Annotated in this window: 16 protein-coding genes and 1 pseudogene; 10 read left to right on the forward strand and 7 right to left on the reverse strand. The window is 60.9% G+C overall.

Going from position 1 to position 15,191, the window contains the following annotated elements:
• Positions 1-53: 53 nt before the first annotated feature.
• The 3 genes from A3C3_RS0109550 to ligA all read left to right on the forward strand — a co-directional run bounded on the left by A3C3_RS0109550 (position 54) and on the right by ligA (position 5,002).
• On the forward strand, positions 54-923 hold the full coding sequence (locus tag A3C3_RS0109550; RefSeq protein ID WP_022714379.1) for an outer membrane protein assembly factor BamD: 870 nt from the start codon (positions 54-56) through the stop codon (positions 921-923).
• Positions 924-936: 13 nt separating this feature from the next.
• Positions 937-2,610, forward strand: coding sequence for a DNA repair protein RecN (gene recN / locus A3C3_RS0109555; protein WP_022714380.1), 1,674 nt, complete (start codon positions 937-939; stop codon positions 2,608-2,610).
• 235 nt (positions 2,611-2,845) lie between these two features.
• Positions 2,846-5,002 carry an NAD-dependent DNA ligase LigA gene (gene ligA, locus A3C3_RS0109560; RefSeq protein ID WP_022714381.1) on the forward strand — a complete coding sequence of 719 codons (2,157 nt, stop codon included), beginning with the start codon at positions 2,846-2,848 and terminating at the stop codon, positions 5,000-5,002.
• Positions 5,003-5,062: 60 nt separating this feature from the next.
• Here ligA and A3C3_RS0109565 read toward each other — a convergent pair whose 3' ends face one another.
• Positions 5,063-5,554 carry a GNAT family N-acetyltransferase gene (locus tag A3C3_RS0109565; protein ID WP_051154446.1) on the reverse strand — a complete coding sequence of 164 codons (492 nt, stop codon included), beginning with the start codon at positions 5,552-5,554 and terminating at the stop codon, positions 5,063-5,065.
• Positions 5,555-5,864: 310 nt separating this feature from the next.
• Here A3C3_RS0109565 and A3C3_RS0109570 point away from each other — a divergent pair, with 310 nt between their 5' ends.
• Entirely contained in the window at positions 5,865-6,455 is a 591-nt protein-coding gene (locus A3C3_RS0109570) for a 3'-5' exonuclease (RefSeq protein WP_022714383.1), read from the forward strand.
• Between the two features lie 64 nt (positions 6,456-6,519).
• A complete protein-coding gene (locus tag A3C3_RS0109575; RefSeq protein ID WP_022714384.1) occupies positions 6,520-7,014 on the forward strand; it encodes a CreA family protein in 495 nt (164 codons plus the stop codon).
• 49 nt (positions 7,015-7,063) lie between these two features.
• Here the strand turns inward: A3C3_RS0109575 and A3C3_RS0109580 are convergent, their stop codons facing one another.
• Both A3C3_RS0109580 and A3C3_RS46860 read right to left on the reverse strand, forming a co-directional pair.
• Positions 7,064-7,531 (reverse strand): chemotaxis protein CheW, encoded by a 468-nt coding sequence (locus tag A3C3_RS0109580; RefSeq protein WP_022714385.1) that lies wholly within the window; start codon positions 7,529-7,531, stop codon positions 7,064-7,066.
• Between the two features lie 2 nt (positions 7,532-7,533).
• A pseudogene (locus A3C3_RS46860) lies at positions 7,534-7,818 on the reverse strand (methyl-accepting chemotaxis protein); the annotation flags it as partial.
• Between the two features lie 153 nt (positions 7,819-7,971).
• On the opposite strand from A3C3_RS46860, the gene A3C3_RS0109590 reads away from it, so the two are divergent.
• From A3C3_RS0109590 to A3C3_RS0109600, 3 genes are read left to right on the forward strand one after another with little or no spacing between them, the layout of a single operon-like run.
• The gene (locus A3C3_RS0109590) at positions 7,972-8,577 is read left to right on the forward strand and encodes an SCO family protein (protein ID WP_022714387.1); all 606 of its coding nucleotides are present in this window, start codon (positions 7,972-7,974) and stop codon (positions 8,575-8,577) included.
• Positions 8,578-8,581: 4 nt separating this feature from the next.
• Positions 8,582-9,709: an FAD-dependent oxidoreductase gene (locus A3C3_RS0109595; protein ID WP_022714388.1), complete on the forward strand. Its 1,128-nt coding sequence runs from the start codon at positions 8,582-8,584 to the stop codon at positions 9,707-9,709.
• A gap of 17 nt (positions 9,710-9,726) precedes the next feature.
• On the forward strand, positions 9,727-10,605 hold the full coding sequence (locus A3C3_RS0109600) for a 50S ribosomal protein L11 methyltransferase (RefSeq protein WP_022714389.1): 879 nt from the start codon (positions 9,727-9,729) through the stop codon (positions 10,603-10,605).
• 155 nt (positions 10,606-10,760) lie between these two features.
• On the opposite strand, the gene A3C3_RS45990 is transcribed toward A3C3_RS0109600, so the two are convergent.
• On the reverse strand, positions 10,761-10,934 hold the full coding sequence (locus A3C3_RS45990; protein ID WP_022714390.1) for a hypothetical protein: 174 nt from the start codon (positions 10,932-10,934) through the stop codon (positions 10,761-10,763).
• Between the two features lie 277 nt (positions 10,935-11,211).
• Here A3C3_RS45990 and A3C3_RS0109610 point away from each other — a divergent pair, with 277 nt between their 5' ends.
• Entirely contained in the window at positions 11,212-13,047 is a 1,836-nt protein-coding gene (locus tag A3C3_RS0109610; protein WP_028739525.1) for an aminopeptidase P family protein, read from the forward strand.
• Between the two features lie 19 nt (positions 13,048-13,066).
• Here the strand turns inward: A3C3_RS0109610 and A3C3_RS0109615 are convergent, their stop codons facing one another.
• Complete coding sequence (locus A3C3_RS0109615) at positions 13,067-13,375, reverse strand: AzlD family protein (RefSeq protein WP_022714392.1); 309 nt, start codon at positions 13,373-13,375, stop codon at positions 13,067-13,069.
• Position 13,376: 1 nt separating this feature from the next.
• Positions 13,377-14,096, reverse strand: coding sequence for an AzlC family ABC transporter permease (locus A3C3_RS0109620; protein WP_022714393.1), 720 nt, complete (start codon positions 14,094-14,096; stop codon positions 13,377-13,379).
• A gap of 131 nt (positions 14,097-14,227) precedes the next feature.
• Here A3C3_RS0109620 and A3C3_RS0109625 point away from each other — a divergent pair, with 131 nt between their 5' ends.
• Positions 14,228-14,476 (forward strand): DUF2164 domain-containing protein, encoded by a 249-nt coding sequence (locus A3C3_RS0109625; RefSeq protein WP_028739526.1) that lies wholly within the window; start codon positions 14,228-14,230, stop codon positions 14,474-14,476.
• Positions 14,477-14,479: 3 nt separating this feature from the next.
• Here A3C3_RS0109625 and pncA read toward each other — a convergent pair whose 3' ends face one another.
• Entirely contained in the window at positions 14,480-15,106 is a 627-nt protein-coding gene (gene pncA, locus A3C3_RS0109630; protein ID WP_022714395.1) for a bifunctional nicotinamidase/pyrazinamidase, read from the reverse strand.
• Positions 15,107-15,191: the final 85 nt, after the last annotated feature.

Here is a 15,191-nt window from a genome sequence, read left to right on the forward strand (position 1 = left end):
GCCGGCGAGGTGTGGCTGCCGCAGGGTGGGGTAGCGGCAGTTGGGATTCTTCTATGGATTATGCAAGGTCTGAAGGTATGATGAAGACAGCGCGCGCTTTGCTCGCATCGCTCGTGATTTTGAGTGCAGGCGCCTTGATTTCCAGTTGCCAGTCGGACCCTGATATCGACATCACCAAGCTCGGCCTTAACAACGATCCGCCGGACGTCCTCTACAATCAGGCGCTTGCCAACATGAAGGCCGGCAACATGGCCGAAGCCGCGCGCAAGTTCGACGCGATCGACCGCGAAAACCCGTTTTCCGAATGGGCGCGCAAGGCTCTCGTGATGAGTACCTTCGTGAAGTACCGCCAGGGCAAGATCGACGACGCCCTCGCATCGGGCAACCGCTATATGGCGCAATATCCGAAGTCTGAAGATGCGGCATATGTTCAGTACCTGATCGGCCTCAGCTATTCGAAGCAGATTTCCGACGTGACGCAGGATCAGCGGGCTTCCTCCAAGACCATCGAAGCCATGCAGGCCGTCATCGACAACTATCCGGACTCCGAATATGTCGACGACGCGCAGGCAAAGATCCGCTACGCCCGCGACCAGCTCGCCGGCAAGGAAATGCAGGTCGGCCGTTATTATCTCGAGCGCAAGGAATATCTTGCAGCCGTCTCCCGCTTCCGTATCGTGGTTGAGAAGTATCCGAACACGAATCAGATCGAGGAAGCGCTGGCGCGTCTCGTCGAGGCCTATTACGCGATGGGAATCGTCGAAGAAGCCCAGACGGCAGCCGCTGTTCTCGGTCACAACTATCCGGATAGCCAGTGGTACGCCGATTCCTTCAAGCTGCTGCAGTCGGGCGGTGCCGAGCCCCGGGAGAACAAGGGCTCCTGGATTTCCGCAGCCGGCAGGAAGCTGCTGCTCGGCTCGTGAGGCCTGACACGCAATGCTGATCCAGCTTTCGATCCGCGATATCGTTCTGATCGAGCGGCTGGATCTTGCCTTCGAAACCGGGCTCTCGGTTCTGACGGGCGAAACCGGTGCCGGAAAATCCATTCTCCTCGACAGTCTTTCGCTGGCGCTTGGCGGGCGCGGCGACGGCGACCTCGTGCGCCACGGCGAGGACAAAGGGCAGGTGACGGCCGTCTTCGACGTGCCAATGGATCACGGTGTCCGCCAGCTTCTGCGCGAGAACGGGATTGATGACGAGGGCGACCTCATCTTCCGGCGCCAGCAATCGGCCGACGGCCGCACCAAGGCCTATGTCAACGATCAGCCGGTAAGCGTGCAGCTGATGCGCCAGGCCGGACAGATGCTCGTCGAAATCCACGGCCAGCACGATGACCGCGCGCTTGTCGATACGCATGCGCACCGGCTTCTGCTCGATGCCTTCGCCGGCATCAACGAGGATGCGGCGGCAGTCTCGGAGCTTTACCGCATCTGGCGCGACGCGGAGCGAACGCTGAAAAAGCATCGCGAAAAGGTGGAGAACGCGGCCCGCGAAGCCGACTACCTCCGGTCCTCCGTCGACGAGTTGGAAAAGCTCTCGCCGCAAGACGGCGAGGAGGAGGAGCTTGCCGAGCGCCGCCAGAAGATGATGAAAGCGCAACGCATTGCAGGCGACATCGCCGAGGCCTCCGAGTTTTTGAACGGCAATGCCTCACCGGTGCCCCATATCGCCTCGCTGGTGCGCCGCCTGGAGCGCAAGAGCCACGAGGCGCCCGGACTGCTGGAAGACACTGTGGCGCTGCTCGATGCGGCTCTGGACCAGCTTTCAAACGCGCAGATGGAAGTGGAGGCAGCACTCCGAAAGACGGAATACGATCCGAAGGAACTGGAGCGTGTCGAGGAGCGACTCTTTGCCCTGCGCGCCGCGTCCCGCAAATATTCCGTGCCTGTGACCGAGCTTCCAGCCCTTGCCGTGCGGATGATCGCCGACCTTGCCGATCTCGATGCCGGCGAGGAGAAGCTGGTGAAGCTCGAAGCTGAGGTCGGTGTCGCCAAGGCGAATTACGATGCCGCGGCCCGCTCGCTTTCGGACAAGCGTCACCACGCAGGCGAAGCGCTCGCCGCCGCCGTCATGGCGGAACTGCCGGCGCTCAAGCTGGAGCGTGCGCGCTTCATGGTCGAGATGATGACCGACGCGGCAGACGCAACGGCCGAGGGCATCGATGTCGTCGAGTTTCACGTTCAGACGAATCCAGGGACGCGTCCGGGCTCGATCATGAAGGTGGCATCGGGCGGCGAGCTTTCGCGCTTTCTGCTTGCTCTGAAAGTGGCGCTTGCCGATCGCGGTTCGGCGCCGACGCTCGTCTTTGACGAAATCGACACCGGTGTCGGTGGCGCCGTTGCCGATGCGATCGGCCAGCGACTGAAGCGGCTCTCCGACCGCGTGCAGGTTCTCTCGGTCACCCATGCCCCGCAGGTCGCCGCGCGTGCAGCAACGCACCTGCTTATCTCCAAGGGACCGGTTTCCGACGGCTCTGAGAAGATTGCCACGCGCGTCGCGACGATGGCGCATAAGGACCGCACGGAAGAAATCGCCCGCATGCTTGCTGGAGCCTCCGTGACCGAAGAGGCAAGGGCGGCTGCGGCTCGACTTTTGGCGGGAAATGGTTAGGCACAAGGTCATACCGTCTTATTGATCTTCACCCTAACCCTCTCCCCGTTTTGACGGGGAGAGGGACGTGCTTCACGCAAGTGCACGTTCTGCTGAAATGGCGCGGCATATACCTTCATCCCGTCAGAACGGGGAGAAGGAGCCGGCAGGCGGAAGAAGGGCCGCCTCATCCGCCTCTCTTTCAATCCATAATTTTTGCTCTAAAACGGTTCCAGATTCTCTGGAGTGATCCCGTATGCCGACCGAGTCCGTTGCAGTTGAAGACCTGACGATCGATGATGCCGCCACCGAGCTCGCGCGGCTGGCGAAAGAGGTCGCCCATCACGACGCGCTCTATCATGGCAAGGATCAACCGGAGATTTCGGACGCCGATTACGATGCGCTGAAGCGGCGCAACGATGCGATCGAGGCGCGGTTTCCGGCGCTGATCCGCGAAGACAGCCCGTCGCGCCGCGTCGGCGCGGCACCTTCGGTGACCTTTGCGCCGGTCGTCCATGCGCGCCCGATGCTGTCGCTCGACAATACGTTTTCGCAGGAGGACGTGCAGGATTTTGTGGCCAGCGTCTATCGCTTCCTCGGGCGCCTGCCGGACCAGTCGATCGCCTTTACCGCCGAACCGAAGATCGATGGGCTCTCCATGTCGATCCGTTACGAGAACGGCAGGCTGGTGACGGCTGCAACGCGCGGCGACGGCACGACGGGCGAGAACGTCACGGCCAATATCCGCACCATCAAGGAGATTCCGAAAGAACTGCCAAGGGGAGTGCCGGCCGTCGTGGAAGTGCGCGGTGAAGTCTACATGGCAAAGAGCGACTTTATGGCGCTCAACAAGCAGATGGAGGCCGAGGGAAAGCAGACCTACGTCAACCCGCGCAACACGGCAGCCGGATCGCTGCGCCAGCTCGACGCGAAGGTGACAGCAAGCCGCAAGCTGAAATTTTTTGCCTACGCCTGGGGCGAAATGTCCGACATGCCGGCCGACACGCAATTCGACACGGTACAGCTCTTCAAGGATTGGGGCTTTCCGGTCAATCCGCTGATGAAGCGGCTGAATTCTGTTGCCGATATCCTCGCCCATTACGACGATATCGGCCTGAAGCGCCCCGACCTCGACTACGATATCGACGGCGTCGTCTATAAGGTCGACAGCCTTGAACTGCAGCAGCGCCTTGGCTTTCGCTCGCGCAGCCCGCGCTGGGCGACGGCGCATAAATTCCCGGCGGAACAGGCCTTCACCACCGTCGAGAAGATCGAGATTCAGGTGGGGCGTACCGGCGCATTAACGCCTGTTGCGCGGCTTACGCCCGTCACCGTCGGTGGTGTGGTAGTGACTAACGCGACGCTTCACAACGAGGATTACATCAAGGGTCTCGGCAATTCCGGTGAGCCCATTCGCGACGAGGAGCACGATATCCGGATCGGCGATACCGTGATTGTGCAGCGGGCGGGCGACGTCATCCCGCAGGTGCTCGATGTCGTCATGGAAAAGCGGCCGGCGGACGCGGCGCCCTACGAGTTTCCGAAGCGCTGCCCCGTCTGCGGTTCGCATGCGGTGCGCGAAAGAAACGAGAAAACCGGAAAGCTCGATTCGGTCACGCGCTGCACCGGCGGCTTCGTGTGCCGGGCGCAGGCAACCGAGCATCTCAAGCATTTTGTGTCGCGCAATGCCTTCGATATCGAGGGGCTGGGATCGAAGCAGATCGACTTCTTCTTCGAGAGCGAGGAGGAGGCACTGAGGATCCGCACGGCGCCGGATATCTTCACGCTGGAGCGGCGCCAGCAGAATTCGTTGACGAAGCTCGAAAATATCGAAGGCTTCGGCAAGGTCAGCGTCGGCAAGCTTTATGCGGCGATCAACGAACGGCGCAGCATCGCGCTTCACCGCTTCATCTACGCGCTGGGCATCCGCCATGTCGGCGAGACGACGGCGAAGCTGCTGGCGCGCTCCTACGGCACCTATGAGACCTTTGCCGCGGCGATGAAAGAGGCCGCGCCACTCTCCGGCGATGCCTGGAACGACCTGAACGCCATCGAAGGCATCGGTGAGATCGTCGCCCGCGCGATCGTGGAGTTCTACAAGGAGCCGCGCAATGTCGAGGTGATCTCGGCACTGCTTTCGGAAGTGACGCCGCAGGAGGCGGAGCGGCCGGTCACCTCCGATAGCCCGGTTTCCGGCAAGACGGTGGTCTTCACCGGCTCGCTCGAGAAGTTCACCCGCGACGAGGCCAAAGCCAAAGCCGAGAGCCTTGGCGCAAAGGTTGCCGGATCGGTCTCCAAGAAGACCGATATCGTCGTTGCCGGACCCGGTGCGGGCTCGAAGCTCGACAAGGCGCGCGAGCTTGGCGTCCAGACCATGGATGAGGACGAGTGGCTGGCGCTGATCCGTGGATAAGCTCACTTGAGGATCCTCAGACGAAGGTGCCTTTAAGCGTTTGGTAGTGGCTCAGAGCGGCTAGAGGCGCACCCGCGCCATCGCATAAGCGTCGACATACCCCCCGGCACGGAAGGCGAAGGCCTTGAGCAGGCCCTCCTCTTCGAAGCCGAATCTTCTGTAGAGGGCGATCGCGGCCTCGTTGTCGGTGTACACCGATAGTTCCAGTCGTTTTATGTTCAGCCAGTTGTCGGCCATGTCGATGAGTTCGGCGAGCAGTGCACTGCCGATGCCCTTGCCGGTGAAGTCGTCGTGGACGCCCATGCCGATGTTGGCTGCATGGCTGCGCCGCCCCAGATAGCGCATCATGCCTGCGTCACCGACGATCCGGTCGTCTAATTCCGCCACGAGGTTGACCTGGCCAGGGCCGGCGTTTTCAAAGCGTTTGCGGGTTTCGTCGATGGTTTGATACGGCAGGCGCAGGGTGCCGAAGCGGAAGCCTGGCAGGTTGATGAGCGCCGTCACCGCCTCGATATCGGAGGCGCGCAATGCCCGAATGATCAAGCCTGCCATCGCTGGCGGACGTTCGGATGGATTGTTTTCCAACGCTTTCAAAACGCTCTCCTTGAATTTGAAAGAGGAGAGCAGACTTCAAAAACCCTGCTCGCCTCGGCAGGGCTTTCGGGACTGATCGGACCGTTAACGTGCCAATTCTGCCCCCCACCCTGCATGGGTCGTGGTCATGTTAGTGGCCGTAAGATTGATGTTCGATCTGATCATCAGCAAAAAGTCGTTGATCCTTTCCCGAAAGTCAACCTGAGGCATTTGCCTGGCTGAAGCCGCGCGATAAGCCTGTCGTTGACGACAGAATCGCGGAGCAGCTTTGAAGACCATCGCCATCGATTTCGAAACGGCCAATGAGCAGCGCGGCAGCGCCTGTTCGGTCGGGCTTGCCTGGATCGATGAGGGCAGGGTCACTCGTGTCGAGGAACGGCTGATCCGGCCGAAGGATATGCGGTTTTCCGGGATGAATATCGCAATCCACGGCATCCGGCCCGAGCATGTGGAAGATGCGCCGGAATTTCCGGAAGTCATGGAGGAGTTCCACGATGATTTCCGGGGCGCGACGATGATCGCGCACAATGCCGCCTTCGATTTCAGCGTCTGGCGCGCCTCGCTCGACCTTTATCGCCAATCTTATCCGGAACTCACTTATCTCTGCAGCCTCAAGATGGCGCAGCGCATCTGGCCGCAGTTCTTCTCGCACAGATTGAACGTGATTGCCGAGCATCTCGGCCTGCGCTTTTCCCACCACAATGCCGCGGAGGATGCTGCCGTTTGCGCGCATGCGGCGATCGAGATGGCAAGGGCTGTCAAGGCCGCTGCGGTGCATGCCATTCCCGCGGCAATCGGAATGACACCCGGCAGGCTCACCGCAAGCGGCTACGAGCCCTGCACGTGCCGCAAGGCATAGCCAGCTTTCTTGTTTTGGCGGTGACCGTACTTATCTAGTGAAGCGGATTATTCACGGAGCCGCCATGTCCACTTTGCGCAAGCTTGTTCTTTCCGCCGTTTCGGTTGCCGCGCTTGGCGCAGGTGCTGCGTCTGCCGAGGTCGTCGGCAAGGTCGGCGTCGACTGGATCGGCAACGATATCATCGTCGATGCCATCGCCGATCCGGAGGTGAAGGGCGTGACCTGCCACGTGACTTATTTCGACCGCAGCGTGATCGACCGGGTGAAAAACGGCAACTGGTTCGAGGATCCCTCGAACAATTCGATCGCCTGCCGCCAGACGGGACCGATCGAAATCGGCGACATCAATCTCTCGAAAGATGGCGACGAGGTGTTCAAGGCGGGCATGTCGCTCATCTGGAAGAAGCTGGTCGTTAACCGCATCTACGACAAGACCAACGACACGCTGATCTATCTCGCACATTCGCGCGAGCTGACAGATGGCTCCGCGAAGATGTCGATCTCGACGATCCCGCTCTATGGCCAGAACGTCACCTGGAAGAACGGCAAGCCGCAATAACGAAAAGGCCCGGTTTTCGCCAGGCCCTTGGTTTTGAGCGGAAGGCTTCTTACGCAGCCTGTGCAAGTTCGTCGGCGATGACGGTGTCGAGGTTCAGGAAGCAGACCATGGTCTTTTCCAGCGCGACGATGCCGCGGCAGAAGGCGCGCTGGGCTTCCGGGATGATTTCCGGCGGCGGCTGCAGGTCTTCGCTTTTGATGGTCATCATGTCGGAAACCTGCTCGACGAGGAGGCCGACGAGCTTGCCGGCGATGTCGGTAACGATGATGGCGGAGCGCTCCGACGGCTCCGTCATCTTCATGCCGAGACGGCAGGCCATGTCGATGACCGGGATCACTGCACCGCGAAGGTTGATGAGGCCGAGCACGTAGGGCGGCGTATGCGGCATTGGCGTCACGGGTGCCCATCCGCGGATTTCGCGGATCGCCATGATGTCGATGCAGAATTCCTGTTCCGCGAGATGAAAGGAAACGATTTCGAGATGGGAACCGGCCTGTGTGATGATGGCGCTTGTCATGATCAGAATTCTTTCCAGTTGTCTCCGGCCGGAGCGGCCACGGCTTTGGCGGCGGCGCCGCCACTGAATGCGCCCGCGACTTTGCCAATCAGGCTCCGTGCAGGTGAAGGTTTCGGATGCGAGGCGGCGGTTGCTTCTCGCGGCGCGTGACGGGCGTTCATGCCCTCGCCGGTCTTGAACTGCCTACCCAGCCGGATCGGATTTCAGCGTCCGTGGTTGACGGCAGTGTTGATGTCGTTCAGTCCAAGGGATTTTTCGCTCGCAGAGGTTACGATTGATTTAACGTGCACCGCCGATGCGCAAACATGTGCCAAAGCGGAGGGTGAGGCAATTAATCACGGGCAGGAAAACGGGATGTTGAATTGCGTGCGTGACGCCGAAGAGCTATCAGGCGGGCAGTCGCGGGCCGCGCCGTCCGCTTGCTATCCGGGGTCGCAGACATGAAGAATTTCCGTGTTGCTGTTTGGGTGGCCGTCATCATCGTCGCGGCGGTGCTCGGATGGCTGACGCTGAACATCACGAAGACGAGGGATATGCCGCTCGCCGAGGGCCCGTTCGGCGTTCCGTTCACGCTCGTTTCGCAAAGCGGCGAGCCGATCACCGAGCAGGCGTTGCGCGGCAAGCCGACCGCGGTGTTCTTCGGCTTCACGCATTGCCCCGAGGTTTGCCCGACAACGCTCTTCGAGCTCAGTGGCTGGATGGAGAAGGTCGATCCGGCGGGCGACAAGATACAGGCCTATTTCGTCACGGTCGATCCGGAGCGCGATACGCCGGAAATCATGAACCAGTATGTCTCGAACGTTTCGAAGCGCATCACCGGCATCTCCGGTCCGCCGGAGAAGGTCGCCGACGTTATCAAGGGCTTCCGCGTCTACGCCAAGAAGGTGCCGGTCGATGAGAAGGATCCGAATGGCGAATATACGATGGATCATACGGCATCCGTCTTCCTCCTTGATTCGGAAGGCCGTTTCGCCGGCACGATCGCCTATGGCGAAAACCCGGACACGGCGGTAAAGAAGCTGGAGAATTTGATCAGCAAGGGATGAAACCATGGGGGCCGGGCATCGCAGCATCCTGATCGCCGGTGCCGGCGCGACGGGTCTTGCGGCAGCAATCGAGCTTGCCCGGCGAGGCTTTCGCCCGCGCATCATCGACAGCGATGCTGGCCCGGTGCCGCTTTCGGAAAGCCGGGCGCTCGGCATCAATGCGCGCACGCTGACCTTGCTTTCGCCTTCCCGGGCCGCTGACGCAATCCAGCAGGAGGCCTATCGGATCGATCGCTTTCGCGTACGGTCGGGCAAGAAAGTGCTTTTCGAAATCGATCCTTCCAAAATCGACGGCCGCTTTCCGGCAATCCAGGTGCTTGCGCAGGGCCATACGGAACGGCTGCTGCTCGGCAAGCTCTCCGACTATGAAGTCGAGCCTGAATGGCAGACGGTGCTTGAAAGCGTGACCGGCACGATGGACCGGCCGCAGGTGACGCTGCGCCGCGCAGACGGTTCCCGGGAGGAAATCGACCTCGATATCCTGATCGGTGCCGATGGCGCACATTCCACGGTGCGCAAGGCTGCAGGCCTCGGCTTCCCGGGCGAGGCGATCGAAAAGGCCTTCTATCTTGCGGACTACCGCTATCCGCGGCCGATCGATCCGCGTTACGTCGAGATCAGCCTGTTCAATCCCGGCATGGTCGGCCGGATTCCCGTTTCCGGCGAAACGGTGCGCTACCTCTCGACGCTTCCGGATTTCGAGAGCCGCATCGCCCATCCGGTGCCTGGCGGCGAATTGGTGTGGGCCGCGAATTTCCGCATCCATTTCCGGCATGTCGAGCGCATGTCGAAGGGTAACGTCTTCCTCGCTGGTGATGCGGCGCATATCCATTCGCCGGCGGGCGCCCGTGGCATGAATCTCGGCATCGAGGATGCCTGCTGGCTCGCCTATTTGATATCGGAAGGCAGGGAACAGGACTATGCGGACCTTCGAATGCCGGCGGTCAAAATGGTCTTGAAGCAGACCTATGGACTAACGAGGCTGGTGACCATGCACCATCCGGTTGCGACCGGCCTTCGCAATTTTTTCGCACCGCTGCTGATCCGCGTTCCGGGCTTTGCCAGGCGGTTTCTTCGTAGCGTTGCCGGTTATGACACGCCGCCGCCGATCTGGATCGACGGCGCGCAATAGAAATAGGAAAAGTTCGAGTGAGTGAAATTCGCCTGTATGTGACGACGGCCGAAAAGAAGGCCGGGCAGGTTCTCGATCTTCTGACCGAAGTTTTCGGTGAAGAGGACTTCGCGATTGCGACGACCGAGATCGACGAGAAGAAGGATATCTGGGAAGCCTCCGTCTATATGATGAGGGAGGACGAGGATGAGGTTCGCCTTCGCGTCGAGGAGGCGCTGAAGGCGCCGTTCCCCGACCTGAAGGTCGAGCGCGAAGTCATTCCCGATATCGATTGGGTGGCGAAATCCCTTGAAGGCCTGAAGCCTGTCCGGGCCGGGCGCTTCCTCGTGCATGGCTCGCATGACCGCGCCAAGGTCCGCCCCGGCGATATCGGTATCGAGATCGATGCGGGGCAGGCTTTCGGCACCGGCCATCATGGCACGACGGCCGGTTGCCTGGAGGTGATCGACAGTGTGTTGCGTTCGCGCCCGGTCGGCAATGCGCTGGACCTCGGCACGGGCAGCGGCGTCTTGGCGATTGCGGTGCGCAAGCTCAAGAATATCCCGGTTCTCGCAACCGACATCGATCCGATCGCCACGCGCGTCGCGGCCGAAAACATACGGCGTAACGGCATTGCCTCGGGGATCGTTGCGAAGACTGCGCCAGGCTTTCATTCGACGGCGTTTGCGCAACACGGGCCGTTCGACCTGATCATCGCCAATATTCTGGCGCGGCCGCTGATCAAGATGGCGCCGAAGCTGGCCGAACACCTGGCGCCTTCCGGTTCGGTGATCCTGTCCGGCATCCTCGCAGAACAGCGCTGGAAGGTGCTTTCGGCTTATAACGGCGCGAAGCTCCGCCACGTCCGCACCATCTGGCGAAACGGCTGGGTGACGATCCATCTCGACCGTCCGTAAGCTATCGGCAAAAAAGAAGGCGGTGCCAATGGCACCGCCTTCGACCGTTAAACGGCCATGCCCGCGAGCTCGAAGGAGGAGGAGCGCTCGAGCGGGCTCTACAGTTCTGATTGCCGGTCCGTTGAGGGAGGAGGAGAAACGAAGCGGCAAATAGCTCAGAACGCGTAGCTGGGTACACCCTTGTGGTGCGTAACCTTGTGGCCCGTGCCGAGCATCTTGAGGCTATCCCCATTGAGCGGGCGGCGGGCACCGATGACATGATGCACAGTCTGGCGTTCGCCAGCCTGCACCGGGCTGCTGTAAGCGAAGCGCGACAGAGAGGCAGACATTTTCATTTCCTTTTCGTTGCAGGCTCGGTTTCCGAACCCGTTTGATGCGCCGTATATAGCTATTCCCAAATCCTTAGGCAGAGGGTTTCGTTCATGGGAGCCATGCGTTGAATGCATAAAGCGTGCCAGTTTCGGCTTTCTTGTCACATTTCTGCCAAAATATTGAGCGGCCTGACATAGGACAAAGTGGCTGCTTTTTCTCCCATTGCCCTGATTTTTCGATAACATGGGCCGCCCGCTTTTCGGCGGATTCGGATATAGCTATTGGGTTTTCAGCATGTTCCAGTCTTTTGAGGTTACCTCTACGCCACAATTCGGCCGCGATCGGGTCGGGCAACTGCGCACGAGTTTCGAGGCGCTGAGCATCGATGCCTTTCTCGTGCCGCGTGCCGATGAGTACAACGGCGAATATGTGCCAGCGTGCGCGGAGCGCCTGGCTTGGCTGACCGGCTTCACCGGGTCTGCGGGCATTGCGCTCATCACCCATAGCCAGGCGATCATTTTCGTCGACGGCCGCTACGTCACGCAGCTTGCCGAGCAGGTTGATAGTTCCGTCTTTACCGGCGGCGACCTCGTCAACGAGCCGCCGCATGTCTGGATTCCCAAGAATGGCAAGCAGGGCATGCGTCTCGGCATCGATCCGTGGCTGCATTCCGGCGCCGACGTGCGGCGTCTCGAAAAGGCGCTTGCCGAGATCGGCGGCACGCTGGTGATTCTGCCACACAATCCGCTCGACAGGCTCTGGACGGATCGGCCGGCCGAACCACTCGGCGCCGTCGTCATCCAGAATGTCGCCCAGGCCGGCACGCTGGCAAAGGACAAGATCGCGACGATTGCCGCCGATCTCGCCAAGAAGAATGCGGCAGCCGTGCTGATCGCCGATCCGTCTTCGATTGCGTGGATCTTCAATATCCGCGGTGCCGACGTTCCACATACGCCGCATCCGCTTGCCCGGGCCATCATCCATGCCGACGGCAAGGCCGAGCTGTTCCTTGATAAGCGCAAGACCAGCATCGAGCCGGAAGCCTATCTTGCGCAGATATGCGTGCAACTGCCGCCGTCTTCGCTCGACGAGCGGCTTGCGACCGTGTCGAAGGATGGCCGCCGGGTTATGATCGATCCGGACATCGCCTCCCATGCGCTTGCCGACATCATCCGCAAGGCAGGCGGCGAAGTGGTGGAGGGTGCCGATCCTGCCAAGCTGCCGCGGGCGGTGAAGAACAGCGTCGAACTCAACGGCTCGGCGGCGGCCCACCTGCAGGACGGCGCGGCGATGGTCGAGTTCCTCTATTGGCTGTCGCAGGAAAAGCCGGGCACGGTCACGGAGATTGCCGCAGCCGAGAAGCTAGAGGCCGTGCGCGCCAGCGTCGGCCAGAACATGCAGAACCCGCTCAAGGATGTTTCCTTCGACACGATTTCCGGCGCCGGCGAGCATGCCGCGATCATGCACTACCGTGTAACGGTCGACACCGACCGGACGATCAATGCCGGGGAGCTTTTCCTGATCGATTCCGGCGCGCAATACATCAATGGCACTACGGACATCACCCGCACCGTCGCCATCGGCGCGGTTTCGCAAGAGCAGAAACGCTTTTTCACACTCGTGCTGAAGGGCATGATCCAGATCAGTACGGCGCGCTTTCCGAAGGGCACGCGGGGCTGCGATCTAGATCCGCTGGCGCGCATCGCGCTCTGGCGGGCGGGCGTCGATTTCGGGCACGGCACCGGCCACGGCGTCGGCTCGTATCTTTCCGTGCACGAGGGGCCACAGCGCATATCGAGGCTTTCGACGCAGGAACTGCTGCCCGGCATGATCCTTTCCAACGAGCCAGGTTATTACCGGCCGGGCAGCTTCGGCATCCGCATCGAAAACCTGATCTATGTGCGCGAGGCGGAGGACATCGAGGGCGGCGACATGCCGATGCTGGGCTTCGAGACGCTGACCTTCTGCCCGATCGACCGCACGATCGTTATCCCCGAATTGCTGACGCATGACGAGCTGCACTGGTTCAACGATTATCATGCCCGCACCCGCGAGGCGCTGATGCCGCTGATCCACGACAAGGACGTCAAGGCATGGCTGGAAAATGCGACCCTGCCGCTGGAATATTGAGGTTTAAAGCCGCGCGGCCCTAGAATCCGATCGTGCGGCGCCAGGCCATGACGGCGAGCCAGGCCGCGACGAGCATCCAGGTGTGCGACACCTTGAGACCGACGATGAGGGCGACGACAAGCGCCAGCTTGGAATCCCAACCGCCGTCGAAGAAGGCCGGTGCGACGATGGTCGTCAGCACTGCGGCAGGGACGGCGTTGAGGGCAGCCTCCATACGCGGCGGGATGCGTTTCATCGTGGTGATGAGCACATAGCCGCCAATGCGCGTTGCATAGGTCGCAACAGCCGATGCGAGGATCACAAGGACCATCTGAAGATCGAATTCCATGTCAGACCTCGTGCGGTTCGTTTTCGGGTTCGGGCTTGAGCGCGCCAGGCAATGGCAGCAGCGCAGCCAAGGTGATGCCGGCCGCAGCACCCAGGCTGACATGCCAGGGTGAGCCGACATAGTGGTAGGCGATCGCAGAGGCGACGGCGCTGACGAGGGCGACCGGCAGGAAGTTGTCGCGGTTGCGGAAGCCGAGCACGATACCGAGGAAATAGGCAGGCAGCAGGATATCTAGGCCGAGCGCCTTCGGGTCGCCGATGAAGCTGCCGAGCAGCCCGCCGAGAAGGCTGACCAGCACCCAAGGCACGTAGATGATGATGCCGAAGCCGAGGTACCAGATGAAGGTGACCGGCTTGCCCTCCTCGCCGCGCTTCACCATCTCGGCGAATTGCGGGTCGACGAGCAGGAAGAAGGTGAAGAACTTCTGCAGCGGCGTGAAATGGCGGAGGTAGCGCGCGATCGCCGCCGAATAGAGAACATGGCGGAAGTTGACGGCGAGAATGGAGGCGACGACGAGCCAGGCCTGGACGTTGTTTCCGAAAAGCTCGATGCCGACCATCTGGCTGGCACCCGCATAGACGGTGGCGCTCATCAGCGTCAGCTCGCCGAGCGACATGCCGTTATCAACGGCAAGGGCGCCGAATAGCGCTGCGAAAGGCGCGGACGCAACGGCGACGGTGAAGCCGCCCCGCAAACCCTCGACGAAATCCGCGCGACTCATCGGCACCTGTCCTTCTTCAAAAACGAACCTGCTCTATGTGCCCAGCGTCTCTGCCGCAATCGAATTTCCTTGATCGATCGATCGATTTCGCTGAACGGTGGGCAGCCCAGACAATGGCAGGAGACAAGACGATGAAGCCGATAGACTTTTCCAAGGAAGATAAGGCGGCGCTGATTGGGCGGATCCAGCACTTCTTCGACAAGGAACTGGATCAGCCGGTCGGGCTGCTCAAGTCGGAACTGGTCCTCGACTTCTTCGCCAAGGAGATCGGCGCCGCCTATTACAAGCAAGGCCTGCAGGATGCACATGCGGCGTTTCTGAAGCGTGCCGACGACCTTGCCGACGATATCTACGGGTTGGAGCAGGCGGCGCGGGACTGAGCCTCAGCCGGCGAGAGCCTTCTGGCTGTCGATGATCTCGATGCCGCGTGCGCGCATCTCGACGATTGCGGCAGCCACCCCTTCCGGCGTGATGCCGCGGCTTGCATCCTCGATGAAGCGGACCTTGATGCCGGGCATCATCTCCAGCGCGTCGAGCGCCGAGAATTTGACGCAATAGTCTGTCGCCAGGCCGCAGACGTCGAGCTCTATTACGCCCTGGTCTTCGAGGAAATCGGAAAGCCCGGTCGAGGCATCCTGGTCGTTGTCGCGGAAGGCGGAATAGCTGTCTACCAGCGGATTTTCGCCCTTCTGCTGGATGAGGTCGATCTCTTCGGATTTCAGCGCCGGATGCAGTTCGGCGTCGAGGGTGTTCTTTACGCAGTGATCCGGCCACATCATCTGCGCCTTGCCGGAAAGCTCGCCCATTTCGAAAGGCTTCTTGCCTGGATGGGATGAGGCAAAGCTTCCGTGGCCGGGTGGATGCCAGTCCTGCGAGGCGACGATCAGATCGTATTTGCCGCTGTCGATCAGCTTGTTTGCGACCGGCACCACCTGATCGCCGTCCGGCACCGGAAGATTGCCGCCCGGGCAAAAACCATTCTGAATATCGACCAGCAATAACGCTTTCATCAGGCGACTCCATACGTTTGCGGTGCAGCATGCCAAGCGGATATGCAGCTATCAACTAGTGGATTCGCAGGTGGTCAAGCGCAAG

Origin of the sequence: Rhizobium mongolense USDA 1844 (assembly GCF_000419765.1) — a bacterium.
Classification (GTDB): Bacteria; Pseudomonadota; Alphaproteobacteria; order Rhizobiales; family Rhizobiaceae; genus Rhizobium; species Rhizobium mongolense.

Bases quoted from the DNA above. Each gene is read 5' to 3' on its own strand.
- A3C3_RS0109550 (WP_022714379.1), top strand. From the start codon at position 54: ATGGATTATGCAAGGTCTGAAGGTATGATGAAGACAGCGCGCGCTTTG.
- recN (WP_022714380.1), top strand. From the start codon at position 937: ATGCTGATCCAGCTTTCGATCCGCGATATCGTTCTGATCGAGCGGCTG.
- ligA (WP_022714381.1), top strand. From the start codon at position 2,846: ATGCCGACCGAGTCCGTTGCAGTTGAAGACCTGACGATCGATGATGCC.
- A3C3_RS0109565 (WP_051154446.1), bottom strand. From the start codon at position 5,554: ATGGCAGGCTTGATCATTCGGGCATTGCGCGCCTCCGATATCGAGGCG.
- A3C3_RS0109575 (WP_022714384.1), top strand. From the start codon at position 6,520: ATGTCCACTTTGCGCAAGCTTGTTCTTTCCGCCGTTTCGGTTGCCGCG.
- A3C3_RS0109580 (WP_022714385.1), bottom strand. From the start codon at position 7,531: ATGACAAGCGCCATCATCACACAGGCCGGTTCCCATCTCGAAATCGTT.
- A3C3_RS0109590 (WP_022714387.1), top strand. From the start codon at position 7,972: ATGAAGAATTTCCGTGTTGCTGTTTGGGTGGCCGTCATCATCGTCGCG.
- A3C3_RS0109595 (WP_022714388.1), top strand. From the start codon at position 8,582: ATGGGGGCCGGGCATCGCAGCATCCTGATCGCCGGTGCCGGCGCGACG.
- A3C3_RS45990 (WP_022714390.1), bottom strand. From the start codon at position 10,934: ATGTCTGCCTCTCTGTCGCGCTTCGCTTACAGCAGCCCGGTGCAGGCT.
- A3C3_RS0109610 (WP_028739525.1), top strand. From the start codon at position 11,212: ATGTTCCAGTCTTTTGAGGTTACCTCTACGCCACAATTCGGCCGCGAT.
- A3C3_RS0109615 (WP_022714392.1), bottom strand. From the start codon at position 13,375: ATGGAATTCGATCTTCAGATGGTCCTTGTGATCCTCGCATCGGCTGTT.
- A3C3_RS0109620 (WP_022714393.1), bottom strand. From the start codon at position 14,096: ATGAGTCGCGCGGATTTCGTCGAGGGTTTGCGGGGCGGCTTCACCGTC.
- A3C3_RS0109625 (WP_028739526.1), top strand. From the start codon at position 14,228: ATGAAGCCGATAGACTTTTCCAAGGAAGATAAGGCGGCGCTGATTGGG.
- pncA (WP_022714395.1), bottom strand. From the start codon at position 15,106: ATGAAAGCGTTATTGCTGGTCGATATTCAGAATGGTTTTTGCCCGGGC.